The organism is Hydrogenophaga sp. OTU3427 (genome assembly GCF_038440225.1).
Taxonomy (GTDB): domain Bacteria; phylum Pseudomonadota; class Gammaproteobacteria; order Burkholderiales; family Burkholderiaceae_C; genus Hydrogenophaga.
The window spans coordinates 21,860-35,889 of sequence record NZ_JASATI010000007.1 but is presented as its reverse complement, the minus strand read 5'-3'; the positions used below and the strand labels follow the sequence as shown (position 1 = coordinate 35,889).

General features: G+C 70.6%; 16 protein-coding genes. 7 read left to right on the top strand and 9 right to left on the bottom strand.

From position 1 onward, the window contains the following. Position 1: 1 nt before the first annotated feature. Positions 2–991, bottom strand: coding sequence for a tripartite tricarboxylate transporter substrate binding protein (locus AAHB17_RS06185; protein ID WP_342129629.1), 990 nt, complete (start codon positions 989–991; stop codon positions 2–4). Positions 992–1,098: 107 nt separating this feature from the next. On the opposite strand from AAHB17_RS06185, the gene AAHB17_RS06180 reads away from it, so the two are divergent. After that, positions 1,099–2,133 (top strand): GlxA family transcriptional regulator, encoded by a 1,035-nt coding sequence (locus AAHB17_RS06180; RefSeq protein ID WP_342129628.1) that lies wholly within the window; start codon positions 1,099–1,101, stop codon positions 2,131–2,133. Here the strand turns inward: AAHB17_RS06180 and AAHB17_RS06175 are convergent. The 4 genes from AAHB17_RS06175 to AAHB17_RS06160 all read right to left on the bottom strand — a co-directional run bounded on the left by AAHB17_RS06175 (position 2,130) and on the right by AAHB17_RS06160 (position 5,492). Then, positions 2,130–2,813: an ankyrin repeat domain-containing protein gene (locus tag AAHB17_RS06175; RefSeq protein ID WP_342129627.1), complete on the bottom strand. Its 684-nt coding sequence runs from the start codon at positions 2,811–2,813 to the stop codon at positions 2,130–2,132. The genes AAHB17_RS06180 and AAHB17_RS06175 overlap by 4 nt on opposite strands. Beyond that, positions 2,810–3,301 carry a GlcG/HbpS family heme-binding protein gene (locus AAHB17_RS06170; RefSeq protein ID WP_342129625.1) on the bottom strand — a complete coding sequence of 164 codons (492 nt, stop codon included), beginning with the start codon at positions 3,299–3,301 and terminating at the stop codon, positions 2,810–2,812. Before AAHB17_RS06170 ends, AAHB17_RS06175 begins: the two co-directional genes overlap by 4 nt. Before the next feature lie 104 nt (positions 3,302–3,405). Then, positions 3,406–4,032, bottom strand: a complete 627-nt coding sequence (locus AAHB17_RS06165; RefSeq protein WP_342129624.1) for a response regulator transcription factor — start codon at positions 4,030–4,032, stop codon at positions 3,406–3,408. Further along, positions 4,029–5,492 carry a sensor histidine kinase gene (locus AAHB17_RS06160; RefSeq protein ID WP_342129623.1) on the bottom strand — a complete coding sequence of 488 codons (1,464 nt, stop codon included), beginning with the start codon at positions 5,490–5,492 and terminating at the stop codon, positions 4,029–4,031. The genes AAHB17_RS06165 and AAHB17_RS06160 overlap by 4 nt, the downstream gene beginning before the upstream one ends. Before the next feature lie 32 nt (positions 5,493–5,524). Here AAHB17_RS06160 and AAHB17_RS06155 point away from each other — a divergent pair, with 32 nt between their 5' ends. Next, positions 5,525–6,457, top strand: a complete 933-nt coding sequence (locus AAHB17_RS06155; protein ID WP_342129622.1) for a cation diffusion facilitator family transporter — start codon at positions 5,525–5,527, stop codon at positions 6,455–6,457. Continuing rightward, entirely contained in the window at positions 6,454–6,897 is a 444-nt protein-coding gene (gene dtd / locus AAHB17_RS06150; protein ID WP_342129621.1) for a D-aminoacyl-tRNA deacylase, read from the top strand. Before AAHB17_RS06155 ends, dtd begins: the two co-directional genes overlap by 4 nt. Positions 6,898–6,905: 8 nt before the next feature. Here the strand turns inward: dtd and ybeY are convergent, their stop codons facing one another. Together ybeY and AAHB17_RS06140 are read right to left on the bottom strand one after the other, a co-directional pair. Further along, positions 6,906–7,364, bottom strand: coding sequence for an rRNA maturation RNase YbeY (ybeY, locus tag AAHB17_RS06145; RefSeq protein ID WP_342129619.1), 459 nt, complete (start codon positions 7,362–7,364; stop codon positions 6,906–6,908). Between the two features lie 23 nt (positions 7,365–7,387). Continuing rightward, positions 7,388–8,371, bottom strand: coding sequence for a PhoH family protein (locus AAHB17_RS06140; protein WP_342129618.1), 984 nt, complete (start codon positions 8,369–8,371; stop codon positions 7,388–7,390). A 53-nt stretch (positions 8,372–8,424) separates the two neighbouring features. Between AAHB17_RS06140 and ruvA the strand changes: the two genes are divergently transcribed. From ruvA to AAHB17_RS06125, 3 genes are read left to right on the top strand one after another with little or no spacing between them, the layout of a single operon-like run. Continuing rightward, on the top strand, positions 8,425–9,003 hold the full coding sequence (gene ruvA / locus AAHB17_RS06135; RefSeq protein WP_342129617.1) for a Holliday junction branch migration protein RuvA: 579 nt from the start codon (positions 8,425–8,427) through the stop codon (positions 9,001–9,003). Positions 9,004–9,006: 3 nt separating this feature from the next. After that, positions 9,007–10,065, top strand: coding sequence for a Holliday junction branch migration DNA helicase RuvB (gene ruvB, locus AAHB17_RS06130; protein ID WP_342129616.1), 1,059 nt, complete (start codon positions 9,007–9,009; stop codon positions 10,063–10,065). 40 nt (positions 10,066–10,105) lie between these two features. Beyond that, on the top strand, positions 10,106–11,092 hold the full coding sequence (locus tag AAHB17_RS06125) for an SPOR domain-containing protein (protein WP_342129615.1): 987 nt from the start codon (positions 10,106–10,108) through the stop codon (positions 11,090–11,092). Between the two features lie 6 nt (positions 11,093–11,098). On the opposite strand, the gene AAHB17_RS06120 is transcribed toward AAHB17_RS06125, so the two are convergent. Beyond that, on the bottom strand, positions 11,099–12,241 hold the full coding sequence (locus tag AAHB17_RS06120; protein ID WP_342129614.1) for a DSD1 family PLP-dependent enzyme: 1,143 nt from the start codon (positions 12,239–12,241) through the stop codon (positions 11,099–11,101). Then, positions 12,238–12,885 (bottom strand): histidine phosphatase family protein, encoded by a 648-nt coding sequence (locus AAHB17_RS06115; RefSeq protein ID WP_342129613.1) that lies wholly within the window; start codon positions 12,883–12,885, stop codon positions 12,238–12,240. The genes AAHB17_RS06120 and AAHB17_RS06115 overlap by 4 nt, the downstream gene beginning before the upstream one ends. A gap of 151 nt (positions 12,886–13,036) precedes the next feature. Between AAHB17_RS06115 and AAHB17_RS06110 the strand changes: the two genes are divergently transcribed. Continuing rightward, the gene (locus AAHB17_RS06110) at positions 13,037–14,008 is read left to right on the top strand and encodes a chemotaxis protein (RefSeq protein ID WP_342129612.1); all 972 of its coding nucleotides are present in this window, start codon (positions 13,037–13,039) and stop codon (positions 14,006–14,008) included. The last annotated feature ends 22 nt before the right edge of the window (positions 14,009–14,030 follow it).

Below are 14,030 nucleotides of genomic sequence, written 5' to 3'. Positions count from 1 at the left end.
CTTACTGGGGCTGCAGGTTCACGCGCTTGGCCAGGGCCTGGAAGCGCAACGCCTCGGCGTCGAACTGGCGGGCCGAGGTCTCCAGCGTCTGCGGCTTGGCCGGCCGCGAGCCGGTGCCCGCCAGGGCCTGCTGGATCTCGGACTGGTTCAGCACCGTGGCCAGGGCCTGGTGCAGGCAGGCGAGCGTGGCGGCGGGCGTTTCCTTGCGCACCATGAGACCGGCCCAGGTGCTGTATTCAAAGCCCTTGAGCAGCTTGCCTTCACCGAAGGCCGGGACATCGGGCGCCAGGGCGTCCCGCTGAGGCGCGACCCAGCCCATGATCTTCAGCCGACCCTGCTCGGCCATGCCGCGGTACATGGTGCCCCAGGGCAGCATGACGAAATCCAGGACGCCACCGCCCAGGTCCTGCAGCAGCGGGGCGCCGCCCTTGTAGGGCACGTGCGTCAGAGGCGCGCGGGTCTGCTCGGCCAGGTCCTCGCCGGCGAAGTGGTAGAGCGAGCCGTAGCCGACACTGCCGTAGGTCAGCGGCTTGTTGCCCGGTGTGCGGGCCAGTGCGATCAGTTCGTCGACGTTCTGTGCCGGCAGGTCGCGGCGGGCCAGCAGCACCAGGGGGTTGTAGGTCACGGGGTTCAGCACGCGGAACTGGTCGTGCCGCAGCTTGATGGCGGCGTTGGCCAGCGGCGCGAGGATGACCTCGTTGGGCGAGCCGAGGAAAACCGTGTGGCCGTCGGCGGGGGCCGACAGCACCTTGTTGGCGGCGATGGAGCCGCTGGCGCCGGACAGGTTCTCGACCAGCACCGGCTGGTTGAGCTGGCGCGACAGCGCCGGGTGGAGGGTGCGCGCGATCACGTCCGACAGGCCGCCGGCCGGGTAGGGCACGACCAGGGTGACGGGCTTGGACACGCAGGCGTCGCTTGCATGCGCCTGGATGGCGCAGAAGGCGGCGAGTGCCAGCGACGCGATGGATCTGAGGCTGGATGGTTGTGGCATCGGGGAACTCCTTGGATGGGACGGCGGCGCCGATGGTAGGCTTGGAGTCCGAGGACGGACAATGTCTGATTCAGCCATTCGATGTGCCATTCCAGACAGGTGTGACGATGGTGATGTTCGATCTGTGCTTGCCCGAGGACGGGCTTCCGGGCGCCCTGTGGAGTGCCGTTGACGTGTTGCGCGAACTCAACGCACTGGACCGCGTGCGCAGGCCGCGCCACGCCGAGGCCGTGGTGGGCTGGCGCCTGCTGGACGGCGCGGGCCGGCTGTCCCGGCAGCACGCGGCGACCTGCGCCAGTGACGCGGAGCGGCGGTTCGCGCGCCTGCGCCGGGCTTCGGTGCGCGTGCTGCTGTTGCCGCCGCTGCGGATGGTGTCCATCCACCAGTTGAACCGGGTGGCGCAGCGGGAGGCGGTCCTGGTGGAGCGGCTGCGACAGGGTCATGCCGAGGGCGTGCTGGTGGGGGCTTGCGGCACGGGGCAGTGGCTGCTGGCGCAGGCCGGCTTGCTGTCGCGGGCCCCCTTGCCGTGGCTGTACCGCTCAGGGTTTGCCGAGCGCTTTCCCGGGGTGGGGGTCGAAACGGAAGAGGCGATGGCGGCTTCGCACCGGGTGGTGGCCGTTGCGACCCCATCCCTGCTGCATGCCCTGGTGCTCCGACTCGCGGCCATGGCGGGGCTGGCCGACCTGGCGCAGGCTGCGGCCGAAAAGATGCTGCTCAACCCTGAGCGCCAGGCGCTCTCGGCGGCCATGACGGCGCAGGAGGTGATGGGGCAATCGCGCGACGTGCCCCTGTTCCGCGCCCAATCCTGGATCGCCGCCAACGCGAGCCGGCCCTTCGTGCTCGCGCAGGCCGCGCAGGCCGCCGCGGTCAGTGAACGCACCCTGACCCGGTTGTTCCGCCAGCACCTGGGTGTGACGCCGGGCCAGCACATCCAGGACTTGCGGGTGCAACGCGCCCGCATGTGGCTGGAAGGGACCTGGCGCTCGGTGGACGAGATCGCGCACGACTGCGGCTATGGCGACACCAGCGCGTTCTGCCGCATGTTCGCGCGCGCCACCGGCCTGAGCCCGCAACGCTACCGCGAGCAGCACACCTTTCGCGGGCCTCGGGCCCGCTGGCGGCTGGGCGACGCCGGAGGCTAGCGCGCCCCGGCCTTCTCCAGCATCGCCGCCATGGTGGTGTAGCCACGGGTCTTGGCCAGCACCAGCGGTGTCTGCCCATGCCGGTCCGCCAGCTGCAGGTTGGCCTTGGCGTCGATCAGGGCCTTCAGGGTGGCCTGGTGGCGAGCGCCGCCATCGCCGAGCACGATGGCCTCGATCACCGCGGTCCAGTTCAGGTTGTTCACGTGGTCCAGCGGCGCGCCGGCCGCGATCAGCTGCCTGACCACGCCGTCGTGTCCCAGGTGGGCCGCGGCGATCAGGGCCGTGCCGTCGTAGCGGCTGGTGACCTGTTTCGCGCTGGCGCCCAGCGACAGCAGCACCCGCAGCGTGTCCTCGTCGTCGGCCACCGAGGCGATGGTGACGGTGTCGTAGCGGTCGCGCTCCAGCAGGTTGAGGTCGGCGCCCGCCGCCGCCAGCAGGCGGATGGCCTCGCGCTGGCGCGCGAAGGTGGCCACGTGCAGCGGCGTGCGGCCATAGGGGTCGCGGGCGTTGAGGTCGGCCTTGCCGGCGATGAGCTGTTTGATGGCGCCGAGATCGCCCTTGTGCGCCGCCGCGTGCAAGCCCTGGTAGGCCGCCGCCTCGGCGGCGCTGGGCGCCACCTGGGCCTGGGCCGGCAGCGCGGCGCTCAACACGAGCGCGGTGGCGACCAGCAGCGCTTTCACTTCAGCAGATCCGCAACCTTGGCGATGCCGGCCACGGCGCACTGCTCGTCCAGGTGGCCGCCGGGCGCGCCACCCACGCCCACGGCGCCGATGACTTCGTTGCCCACGCGCACCGGCACGCCGCCGCCCAGGATCAGGAAGCCGGGGATGTCCACCAGGGTCTGGGCGCCTGGGTTCTTCTGCACGTTTTCCAGCATGGCGCTGGTGTTGGCCCGGGCCGAGGCCGAGGTGAAGGCCTTGCCCTGTGCGGCACCCACGGTGTGTGGGCCGGCGTTGTCGGCGCGCTGCAGGGCGCGCAGGGTGCCGGCGCGGTCCACCACGGCGGCGCTCACGTTGTAGTTGTTGGCGGCGCATGCGGCCACGGTGGCGGCGGCGATCTGGTTGGCCAGCTCCAGCGACATGTTCTTTTCGACGCGCACGGCCTGGGCGCTGGCGGCGGTGGCGATCAGGCTCAGGGCGAGGGCGGATGCTTGGGCGAAGGCTTTCATGGGTTCTCCTGGTGGGGGTTGGCGGTGCGTTTCACCGTGGGAGAACTGTAAAAATTCGCGGTTCCCGCGGCCATTCGGGCGGCTACGCGTGGCGCTCCGTAGAACTACGGAGTGCTGTTTTCGACCAGGGCGGCGTAGCGTCGGATCAGCTGCGCCAGCGACTCCGCCTCGAGCTTGGCGAACAGGTTGGCGCGGTGGGTTTCCACCGTGCGTGGCGACAGGGTCAGCGCGCGGCCGATCTCCTTGTTGGTCAGGCCCTCGATGATCAGGCCCAGCACCTCGCGCTCGCGCTCGGAGAGCTGGGCGTAGCGCTCGCGCGCGGCGCGGTCGGCCTGGTGGCGCTGGCGTGACTTCACGTGCTGGCGCACCGCGTTCTGCAGGGCCTCGATCAGCAGTTCGTCGTTGACCGGTTTCTCCAGGAATTCGGCCGCGCCGGCCTTGAAGGCGCGCCGGCACATCTCCACCGTGCCGTGGCCGGTGAGCATGATGATGGGCTGGTCCACGCCCTGCGCCCGCAGCGTGTCGAGCACGCTCAGGCCGCTGATGCCGGGCATGCGCACGTCCAGCACGATGGCGCCTATGCCCTGGCGGTCGAACTGCTCGACAAAGGCCAGCGGGTCGGCCCAGGTCAGCACCCGCAGACCCACGGTGCCGATCAGCAGCGCCAGGCTGCCGCGCACGGCTTCGTCGTCGTCGATCAGGTGGATCAGGGGTGACAGGGTGGGGCTCATGGCGTGGGCGGCTTGGCCAGCGGCAACAACAAGGTGAACTCGGCGCCCCGGGGCGCGACATTGGCCGCGCTCAGGCTGCCGCCAAGGCCGGCGGCCAAGGTTTCGCACAGGCTCAGGCCCAGTCCCAGGCCTTCGGGGCGGGTGCTGAAGAAGGGCTGGAACAGGCGCGGCAACACCTCGGGGGCGATGCCCGGCCCGCTGTCGCGGACCCGCAGAACGCCCTGGCCACCGTCGGTGCCCAGGTGCAGCCAAACGCGGCGTTCCCCCTGTGGCACCTGCTCCAGCGCGTGCAGGGCGTTCATCAGCAGGTTGTGCACGATCTGCTCCAGCGCCACCGGATCGGCCAGCACCTGGGGGGCGTCGCCGGCCTCGGTGGTGGCCAGCACCTGGCGGCGCGCCAGCTCGGGCTCCAGCAGGTGCAGGGCACTGCGCACGGCGTGCTCCAGCGAGGTGGGCAACACGGCGCCCGGCGCGTTGGGCCGTTCGACCACCCGCCGCATGCGTCCCACCACCTCGGTGGCACGGCGGGCCTGCTGGACCGCCTGGTCCATGGCCTGTTGCGCCAGCGTCAGGTCGGGCGGGTCTTCGTGCAGCAGCCGGCCGGCGGCCTGGGTGTTGGCCAGCACGGCGGTCAGCGGCTGATTGAGTTCGTGGGCCACCCCGGCGGCGAGTTCACCCAGGGTGTTCAGGCGCGCCACCTGACCCAGGCGCAGCAGTTCCTCGGCGCGCCGGCGTTCGGTGGTCTGGTGTTGCCAGGCCAGCCAGGCCCACACGGCGCCCGCCATCAGGGCGGCCCAGCCCGCCATGGCCAGCCAGGGCAGTTCGTCCCAGCCGACCTGGCGCTGCGCGACCACGTTGAAGGGCTGGCTGCCGCTGGCCAGGGCTTTCTCGAAACCAAAACGCCAGCCGCCCGTGCCGGGGTGCCCGGGCTGGACCACATAGGTCTGCCCGGCGTGTTGCAGCGTCACCCGCACCGGGCTGTGCGCTGGTTTCATGGGCCACTCTTCCCAGGGCACGGTCTGCTGGAGGTCGATCTGCAGCGCGTAGGCGGCGCTGCCGGCGGCGATGACCAGCTCGTAGCGGGCCTGCGGGAGGTCCAGGCCGGTGAGCGCGGCGCGCTTGAGCCGCCGCGATTCGGCCTCGGCCCGCTGCAGGTCGGCGCGTGGCCAGATCTCGCCTGGGCTGCGGCGCTGGGCCTTGAGGATCTGGGGGTAGACCGAGGGCAGGCGCTGTTCGGGCCGCTCGGCGTCGCTGGCCGGTTGCAGCAGGGCCAGGGTGGCCAGCACGGCGTCGTGTTGCACCACCCGCTGGCTCAGCAGGCGGTGCACGATGCGGGCGTCGGTCTCGAAGGCCTCGCGCTGCTGGGTCAGCTCCGACCGGGCCAGCGCCCACGCGCCCAGCGCGGCGCACAGGGCCCCGATCAACCAGGGCGCCAGGGCAGGAGGGCGGGGCTTTCGCATGCCGCCATTGTGCCCGGTGGGACAATACGGCCATGTCCTGGACCCTGCTGCACAAGCTCACGCCGCGCCACCTGCTGATGGCCTCGGTGGCGGTGGCCCTGGTCACCATCACGCTCAAGACCCTGGCCTGGTACGTCACCGACTCGGTGGGCCTGCTTTCGGATGCGATGGAGTCCCTGGTCAATTTGGCCAGTGCCGTCTTCGGGCTGGTGATGGTGACCATCGCCGCCCGCCCGGCCGACGACGACCACCCCTATGGCCACCACAAGGCGGAGTATTTTTCGTCCGGCTTCGAAGGCATCCTCATCATCGCCGCGGCTCTCGGCATCGTCTGGACCGCCGCGCTGCGCCTGGTCGATCCCCAGCCGCTGGCGCAGGTGGGCTGGGGCCTGGCGCTGTCGGTGGCCAGTTCGGCCCTGAACGGCCTGATGGCCTGGGCGATGTTCGGCGCCGCTCGCGCCCACCGTTCCATCGCGCTGGAGGCCGATGCCAAGCACCTGGTCACCGACGTCTGGACCTCGGCCGGCGTGGTGGTGGGCATCGCGATGGTGCAGCTCACCGGCTGGTTGTGGCTGGACGCGGTGGTCGCCATCGGCGTGGCGCTCAACATCCTCAAGGAGGGCGTGCACCTGATCTGGCGCTCGTCGCAGGGCCTGATGGACGAGGCGGTGGAGCCCGAGGTGCTGGAGGCCATCCACCAGACGCTGGCGGGCTTCGCCGATGCGCGCGGCGACGCCCACGCCATCATCCGCTTCGACCACCTGAACACCCGCAAGGCCGGGCAGCGCCGCTTCGTCGACCTGCACATGCACATGCCCGCGGCCTGGTCGCTGGGCCGCGCAGCCGCCGTGCGGGCCAGCGTGGAGCAGGCCCTGATGAGCGCCGTGCCCGGCCTGCGCGCCACCATACAGCTGCTGCCCACCGACGTGGAAGCCCACTTTGACGACGAAAAGGACCTGATTTGATTGCCGTGTTGCAGCGGGTCAGCGAAGCCCGCGTGGTGGTCGACGGTGCCACCGTCGGCGAGATCGGTCCTGGCCTGCTGGTGCTGGTGTGCGCCGAGCCCGCCGACACGGAGGCCGTGGCCGACAAGCTGCTGGCCAAGATCCTGAAGCTGCGCATCTTCAGCGACGAGGCCGGCAAGATGAACAAGAGCGTGGTGGACGTGGGCGGCGGGCTGCTGCTGGTGAGCCAGTTCACCCTGGCCGCCGACACCACCGGCGGCAACCGCCCCAGCTTCACCGCCGCCGCGCCGCCCGCGCTGGGCGAGCGCCTGTACGACCATGTGGTGGCCCAGGCGCGGTTGGCTCACCCCGTGGTGCAGACGGGCCGTTTCGCGGCCGACATGAAGGTGCACCTGGTCAACGACGGGCCCATCACCATCCCCTTGCGCATGAGCGCCTGAGCGGCGACTTATCGGGCGTAGGGATCGGGCTGTCCCAGCCCGGCCAGGATTTCGGTCTCGCGCGCTTCCATCTCGTTGGCGTCGGCTTCGCTGGTTTCGTGGTCCCAGCCCTGGGCGTGCAGGGTGCCGTGCACCAGCAGGTGGGCGTAGTGTTCGGCCAGGGGCTTGCCCAGCTCGGCGGCCTCGCGCGCGATCACCGGCGCGCACAGCACCAGGTCGGCCATCACCACGGGCTCCTGGGCGTAGTCGAAGGTCAGCACGTTGGTGGGGTAGTCCTTCTGGCGGTAGTCGCGGTTGAGCGCCTGGCCTTCCTCGGCATCGACGATGCGCACGGTGATCTCGGCGTCGGCATCGAGGGCGTGGCGTATCCAGCGCGCCACCCGGTGGCGGGGCAGGGCGGCGCGGTGCTGCGCCGCCTCGGGGAAACGGGCGAATTGCAGCGAAAGGGCGAGTCCGGGCAGTTTCATGGTGTCAGAGCCTGTTCATGATCTCAGGCGCTGCGGCGTTTGCGGGCGGGCAGCGCCTCGGCGTGGGCGTCGACCGAGGTCTGCCGGGCCTCGTAGGCATCAACGATGCGGGCCACCAGCGGGTGGCGCACCACGTCGGCGCTGGTCAGGCGGTTGATGGCGATGCCCTGCACCCGCTTGAGCACCCGTTCGGCGTCGATCAGGCCGCTGAGCTGGGTGCGCGGCAGGTCGATCTGGCTGACGTCGCCCGTCACCACCGCCTTGGCGCCAAAGCCGATGCGGGTGAGGAACATCTTCATCTGCTCGACCGTGGTGTTCTGCGCCTCGTCGAGGATGACAAAGGCGTGGTTGAGCGTGCGCCCGCGCATGAAGGCCAGCGGCGCGATCTCGATCTGCTGGCGCTCGAAGGCCTTCTGCACCTTGTCGTAGCCCATCAGGTCGTAGAGCGCGTCGTAGAGCGGACGCAGGTAGGGGTCGACCTTCTGCGTCAGGTCGCCGGGCAGGAAGCCCAGACGCTCGCCGGCCTCCACCGCCGGGCGCGTGAGCACGATGCGCTGCACCGCGCTGCGCTCCAGCGCGTCCACCGCGCAGGCCACGGCCAGGTACGTCTTGCCGGTGCCCGCCGGGCCGATGCCGAAGGTGATGTCGTGGGTGGCCATGTTCTCCAGGTAGCGCGCCTGGTTGGGCGTGCGCCCGCGCACCTCGCCGCGCCGGGTCTGCATGGCCAGGGCCTCGTCGCCCGGCTCGGGCAGCGCGGTGTCGCCGCTGAGCATGAGCTGCACCTGTTCGGCCGGAATCGGCCGGCGCGCCATCTCGTACAGCGCCTGCAGGGCTTCCAGCGCCTGGGTCGCCTTGGCCTTGGGGCCTTCGATGCGGAATTGCTCGAAGCGGTGGGCGATCTTCACCTGGCAGGCCGCCTCGATGGTGCGGATGTGGGCGTCCATCGGCCCACACAGGTGGCCCATGCGGGTGTTGTCGGGCGGCGAGAAGGTGTGTCTGAGAATCAAACCGATAATCCGGTGAAGGTTGGCCCGATGGACGGGGCAAGAGGAATTCCCCAATGATAGGCAAGTTGACCGGCACCCTGCTGGAGAAGAACCCGCCGCAGCTCCTGATCGACTGCCATGGCGTCGGCTACGAGGTGGACGTGCCCATGAGCACCTTCTACAACCTGCCCGGCGTGGGCGAAAAAGTGGCCCTGCTGACCCACTTTGTGGTGCGCGAGGACGCGCAGATCCTCTACGGCTTCGGCACCGCGCCCGAGCGCGAGGCCTTTCGCCAGCTGATCAAGATCAGCGGCGTGGGCCCGCGCACCGCCCTGAGCGTGCTCAGTGGCATGGGCGTGAGCGACCTGGCCCAGGCCATCACCGCCCAGGAGGCGGGCCGCCTCGTCAAGGTGCCCGGCATCGGCAAGAAAACCGCCGAACGCCTGCTGCTCGAACTCAAGGGCAAGCTCGGTGCCGACATCGGCGTGCCCAGCGGCGGCGTGGTGCGCGGTGAATCCCACGGCGACATCCTGCAGGCCCTGGTGGCCCTGGGCTACAGCGACAAGGAAGCGGCCCTGGCGCTCAAGGCGCTGCCCGAGGATGTGGGGGTGAGCGACGGCATCAAGCTGGCGTTGAAATCGCTCGCAAAATAAGCCATGGCCATCCAGACCGACGACTTCGCCCCCGCGCCCCGCGTGGTGTCCGCCGCGCCCATCTCGCCCAAGGAAGAGGCGATCGAGCGTGCCCTGCGGCCCAAGCTGCTGGACGAGTACGTGGGCCAGCAGAAGGTGCGCGAGCAGCTCGAAATCTTCATCGGCGCGGCCAAGAAGCGCGCCGAGGCGCTGGACCACGTGTTGCTGTTCGGCCCGCCCGGCCTGGGCAAGACCACGCTGAGCCACATCATCGCGCAGGAGCTGGGCGTGAACCTGCGTCAGACCAGCGGGCCGGTTCTGGAAAAGCCCAAGGACCTGGCGGCGCTGCTGACCAACCTCGAGCCCAACGACGTCCTGTTCATCGACGAGATCCACCGCCTCTCGCCCGTGGTGGAGGAAATCCTCTACCCGGCCCTGGAGGACTACCAGATCGACATCATGATCGGCGAGGGCCCGGCCGCGCGCAGCATCAAGCTGGACCTGCAGCCCTTCACCCTGGTCGGCGCCACCACCCGCGCCGGCATGCTGACCAACCCGCTGCGTGACCGCTTCGGCATCGTTGCCCGGCTGGAGTTCTACACCCCCGAGGAGCTGGCACGCATCGTCAAGCGCAGCGCCGGCCTGTTGGGCGCGCCGATGGACGACGCCGGCGGCTTCGAGATCGCGCGCCGCTCGCGTGGCACGCCGCGCATCGCCAACCGCTTGCTGCGCCGCGTGCGCGACTACGCCGACGTCAAGGGCACGGGCCGCATCACCAACGACATCGCCCAGCGCGCGCTGGCCATGCTCGACGTCGACCCGCAGGGCTTCGACCTCATGGACCGCAAGCTGCTGGAGGCCGTGGTGCACCGCTTCGACGGCGGGCCGGTGGGCCTGGACAACATCGCGGCCAGCATCGGTGAGGAGCGCGACACCATCGAGGACGTGATCGAGCCCTACCTGATCCAGCAGGGTTTCCTGCAGCGCACGCCGCGCGGGCGCATCGCCACCCTGGCCGCCTACCGCCACCTGGGTGTGGCGCCACCGGCCGCCGAGGGCGCGCTGTTCAACGACGGCCTCTGAACGCCGGGTGGCCGTCCCCGGCGGCGTGCCAGAATTTCGCATGCCCACCGCCACCGTGTCCGAGTCGCCGACCACCGCGCTCTACCGCGCGGCGCTGGGGCCGCTCAACACCGACCACCACCTGCGGGCCTTCGCCGATTTCGACGACACCGGGGTCGCCGGTCCGCGTTGGAACGGGGCCGCCGCCCTGTTGACGCTGAACTGGCTGGTCTACCGCCGTTTGTGGCGCCTGGCGGGCGCCTACGTGCTGGTGCTGGTGGGCGCCTGCGCGCTGCTGTGGGCCCTGGGCTGGGGCCGCTGGCCGCCGGGGGTGTGGGCCGGCTTGTTGGGCACGGTGGTGGTGCTGGCCTCCGTCGTGCCGGGGCTGTGGGCCGAGGCCTGGTTGCACGGCCAGGTGCGCCAGGCCATGATCGCCGCGGTGCGCGACGCCCCTTCGTTGCCGGACGCTTGCGAGGCCTTGCGGCGGCGGGCGCCATCGATGGCGCGTTTTGGCGCCCTGGCCTTGCTCAACTTCTTGCTGGGCGCAGCGGCGTTCAGTCTTCACGCGGGCTGGCCGACCGGTCCCCAGGGCGCCGCACCACCCAGCGCCGTGGCGGCCGCGTCCACGCCGGCCATGTCCGAACCGGCGCCTGCGGTGCTGCCAGTGAAGCTGGCCGAGTCGAGCGCACCCAACCCGCCACCAACTGCCGCCGTGGTGCCGCCGCCGGTGCGCGCACCGGAGCGCATGGCCGTGTCCGCCCCTCAGCCTTTATCCGTGCCTGCGCCCGCAGAGGCGGTGCAGGTGCCGCCAGCGCCAGGCGCCTACGCCGTCAACGTCGGGTTGTTTGCCGACGCCGGCAACGCCGAGCGCCTGCACGCGCGCCTGAACGCGGCCGGCCTGCCGGCCTACCTGCAGACGCTGGAAACCGCGCAGGGCACGCGCACCCGGGTGCGGGTGGGGCCCATGGCCAGCCGAGCCCAGGCGGACCGCATGGCCGAGCGCATCCGGTCCATGGGACTGGAGGCCCGCGTGTTCAAGGCGGATTGACGGTCGTCAGGTCAGCGCGCCGCGCGCATCCACGCGGATCAGGCGCTCCACCGTGCCGTGTTGCAGGCCGCCGCGCACGCCCACCAGCCAGTCGTGCAGGTTGACCGTCGGGTCGCAGTGGCCGGGGATCAGCCAGACCGTGTCGTCCAGCGCGGGCAGCGTGCCACCCGGCGTCGCGGCGCGCAGCACGCCGTGTTCGTCGCCGCCATTGCCGAACACGAGGCCTGGTGGCGACCACACCGTGGGCAGCCCACTCTCGATCGCATGGGTCTTGTGGCCGGCATCGCAGATGGCGCGGTCGGCGCTGCGGCTCATGACCTGCGATTTGACGAAGAGGGCATGTTCGAAGGGCGTCTGGCCCGGCGGGAGTTGGTTGGCCGCGTAGTCGGCGTCCATGAACAGGTAGGAGCCGGCCTGCAGTTCGCCCCAGAGACCGCTGGCCGCCTCCAGTTCGAAGGTGCCGGTGCCGGCCCCTGTGACCAGCAGCGGACCGAAGCCTTGCGCCAGCAGCGCGTCCCGTGTGCGCCGAACGGCGTCACAGGCCAGCGCCAGGGCGGCCTCGCGCTCGGCCGGGGCGCGCCGGTGCTGCGCGCCCCCGTGGTAGGCCTGCAGGCCGGCCAGATGCAGGGCCGGGTGACGGGCGATGTCGCGTGCCAGCGCCACCGCGGCGTCACCGGGGGGCAGGCCGCAGCGCGCCTGGCCGACGTCGATCTCGATGAACACGTCGATGCTGCCGGCGGGTGCGCCGGCCAGTGCCTGCGCCAGCCCCGACACGCCCTCGGCGCTGTCCACCGCGATGGCGAGCCGGCCGCCGGCCTGGGCCAGGCGCTGGGCCAGCGCGGCCACCCGCGCCAGCTTGGGCCGCGCGGTCACCTCGTTGCTGATGTAGATGTTGTCCACCCCGCCGGCCGCCAGGGCTTCGGCCTCGGCGGTCTTCTGCACACACACGCCCACCGCGCCGTGGGCCATCTGCAGCCGGGCGAGTTCGGCGCTCTTGTGCATCTTCGCGTGGGGCCGCAGGCGCAGGCCACGCTCGCGCGCGAAACCGGCCAAACGCGCCAGGTTGCGCTCCATGGCGTCAAGGTCCAGCACCAGGGCGGGGGTGTCGATGGCGGCGATGCGGTCGCCGGGCCGGGCGAGCGGGTTCATGTGGTGGATTCGTCCAGCGGCGCGTTGGCGTCGGTCAACAGGTGGCCGCTGTCGGCCCAGCCCACCAGGGTCAGGCCCTCGGGGGTCCACAGCAGGCGGTTGATGGCGGCGTTGTCCAGCGCCCAGGTGCGTGGCGCCTGGATGTCCTGGCCGGTGGCCAGGCGGTACAACACGTCGAGCACGCCGCCGTGGGCCACCATCACCACCTGCTCGCCGGGGTGGCGGGCGGCCAGTTCGTTCACGGTGCGGGCGATGCGCTCGCGCAGCGTGAGCAGGTTTTCGCCGCCCGTGGGGGCGAACTCCGGCACGCGCTTGCGCCAGGCCAGGGCCTGTTCGGGCCAGCCGGTCTCGATCTCGGCCCAGGTCTTGCCCTCGAAATCGCCAAAGTGCCGCTCGCGCAGGCCGGCGTGCGTGGACACCGTGTGGCCCAGTGCCTCCGCGATCGCCTGCGCGGTCTGGTGGGCACGGCTCAGGTCACTGCTGTAGACGGCGGCGATGGGCTCGTCGCGCAGCGCCTCGGCGGCGCGCCGGGCCTGCCACCGGCCACGTTCGTTGAGCGGCACGTCGATGTGGCCCTGGATGCGGGTGTCGCGGTTCCAGGCGGTTTCGCCGTGGCGCAGGGCAAGGATGCGGGTCAGTTGCACGGAGCTTGAGGAATGGGCGCCAGGGCGCGGTACCGAATTCAACCACAGCGCATGTGACCGTTGTGGGGGGTGGCGAGGGTAAAAATGGGTTTGTGGTCCCATGATTCCTCCCTAGAATCAAAAGTCAACAACCATGGAGCCAGGCGTTCGCATGAATACCGTACAACAAGATGTCGACGAGCGGACCAAGCTCACGAGTTCCAACAAATTCGAGATGCTGTTGTTCCGCCTCGGTGGCGACGCCAGCGGCGAGCGCTCCGAGCTGTTCGGCATCAACGTCTTCAAGATCCGCGAGATCGTGGCCATGCCGCCGGTCACGGCCATGGCGGGCGCGCCCCAGCATGTGATGGGCGTGGTCAACCTGCGCGGCCAGATCATCCCGGTGATCGACCTGCCGGCGGTGACCGGCTGCATCCCCAAGACCGGCCACAACATCATGCTGGTGACCGAGTACGCGCGCAGCACGCAGGCCTTTGCCGTCGAGGGCGTGGAGGAGATCGTGCGCCTGGACTGGAAGCAGGTGCTCAGCGCCGAGAACAGCGCCGCCGGCGGCATGGTCACCAGCATCGCGCGGCTGGATGACGACGTGAACGGCCAGCGCCTGGTGCAGGTGCTGGACGTCGAGTCCATCCTGCGCATGGTCATGCCCACCCACGACGGCGAGATGACGCCCGACAACGTCGGGCCGCAGGTGAAGCTCAAGCCCGGCACCATGATCGTGGCAGCCGACGATTCCTTCGTGGCGCGGGCCATGATCGAGCAGGGCCTGCAGGCCATGAACCTGCCCTACGTGATGTGCAAGACCGGGCAGGAGGCCTGGGAAAAGCTGCAATCCATCAACGCCGAATGTGTGGCCCAGGGCCGCGACATCCACGACAAGGTGGCCCTGGTGCTGACCGACCTGGAGATGCCCGAGATGGACGGTTTCACGCTCACCCGCATGATCAAGCAGGACCCCAAGATGCGGGCCCTGCCGGTGGTGATCCATTCCTCGCTGTCGGGCGCCACCAACGAGGACCACGTGCGCACCGTGGGGGCGGACGCCTACGTGCCCAAGTTCGTGGCCGAGGACCTGGCCGGCACCCTGCGCCGGGTGCTGGGAGAGTATGGGCAGACGGTCTGAGCGCGGATCCGGCAAACCAGGA

Excerpts from the sequence above, each read along its gene's own strand:
- AAHB17_RS06110 (WP_342129612.1), top strand. The coding sequence starts at position 13,037 with ATGAATACCGTACAACAAGATGTCGACGAGCGGACCAAGCTCACGAGT.
- AAHB17_RS06170 (WP_342129625.1), bottom strand. The coding sequence starts at position 3,301 with ATGAAAGCCTTCGCCCAAGCATCCGCCCTCGCCCTGAGCCTGATCGCC.
- AAHB17_RS06165 (WP_342129624.1), bottom strand. The coding sequence starts at position 4,032 with ATGAGCCCCACCCTGTCACCCCTGATCCACCTGATCGACGACGACGAA.
- AAHB17_RS06185 (WP_342129629.1), bottom strand. The coding sequence starts at position 991 with ATGCCACAACCATCCAGCCTCAGATCCATCGCGTCGCTGGCACTCGCC.
- AAHB17_RS06160 (WP_342129623.1), bottom strand. The coding sequence starts at position 5,492 with ATGCGAAAGCCCCGCCCTCCTGCCCTGGCGCCCTGGTTGATCGGGGCC.
- AAHB17_RS06120 (WP_342129614.1), bottom strand. The coding sequence starts at position 12,241 with ATGAACCCGCTCGCCCGGCCCGGCGACCGCATCGCCGCCATCGACACC.
- ruvA (WP_342129617.1), top strand. The coding sequence starts at position 8,425 with ATGATAGGCAAGTTGACCGGCACCCTGCTGGAGAAGAACCCGCCGCAG.
- AAHB17_RS06155 (WP_342129622.1), top strand. The coding sequence starts at position 5,525 with ATGTCCTGGACCCTGCTGCACAAGCTCACGCCGCGCCACCTGCTGATG.
- AAHB17_RS06125 (WP_342129615.1), top strand. The coding sequence starts at position 10,106 with ATGCCCACCGCCACCGTGTCCGAGTCGCCGACCACCGCGCTCTACCGC.
- ybeY (WP_342129619.1), bottom strand. The coding sequence starts at position 7,364 with ATGAAACTGCCCGGACTCGCCCTTTCGCTGCAATTCGCCCGTTTCCCC.
- AAHB17_RS06180 (WP_342129628.1), top strand. The coding sequence starts at position 1,099 with ATGGTGATGTTCGATCTGTGCTTGCCCGAGGACGGGCTTCCGGGCGCC.
- ruvB (WP_342129616.1), top strand. The coding sequence starts at position 9,007 with ATGGCCATCCAGACCGACGACTTCGCCCCCGCGCCCCGCGTGGTGTCC.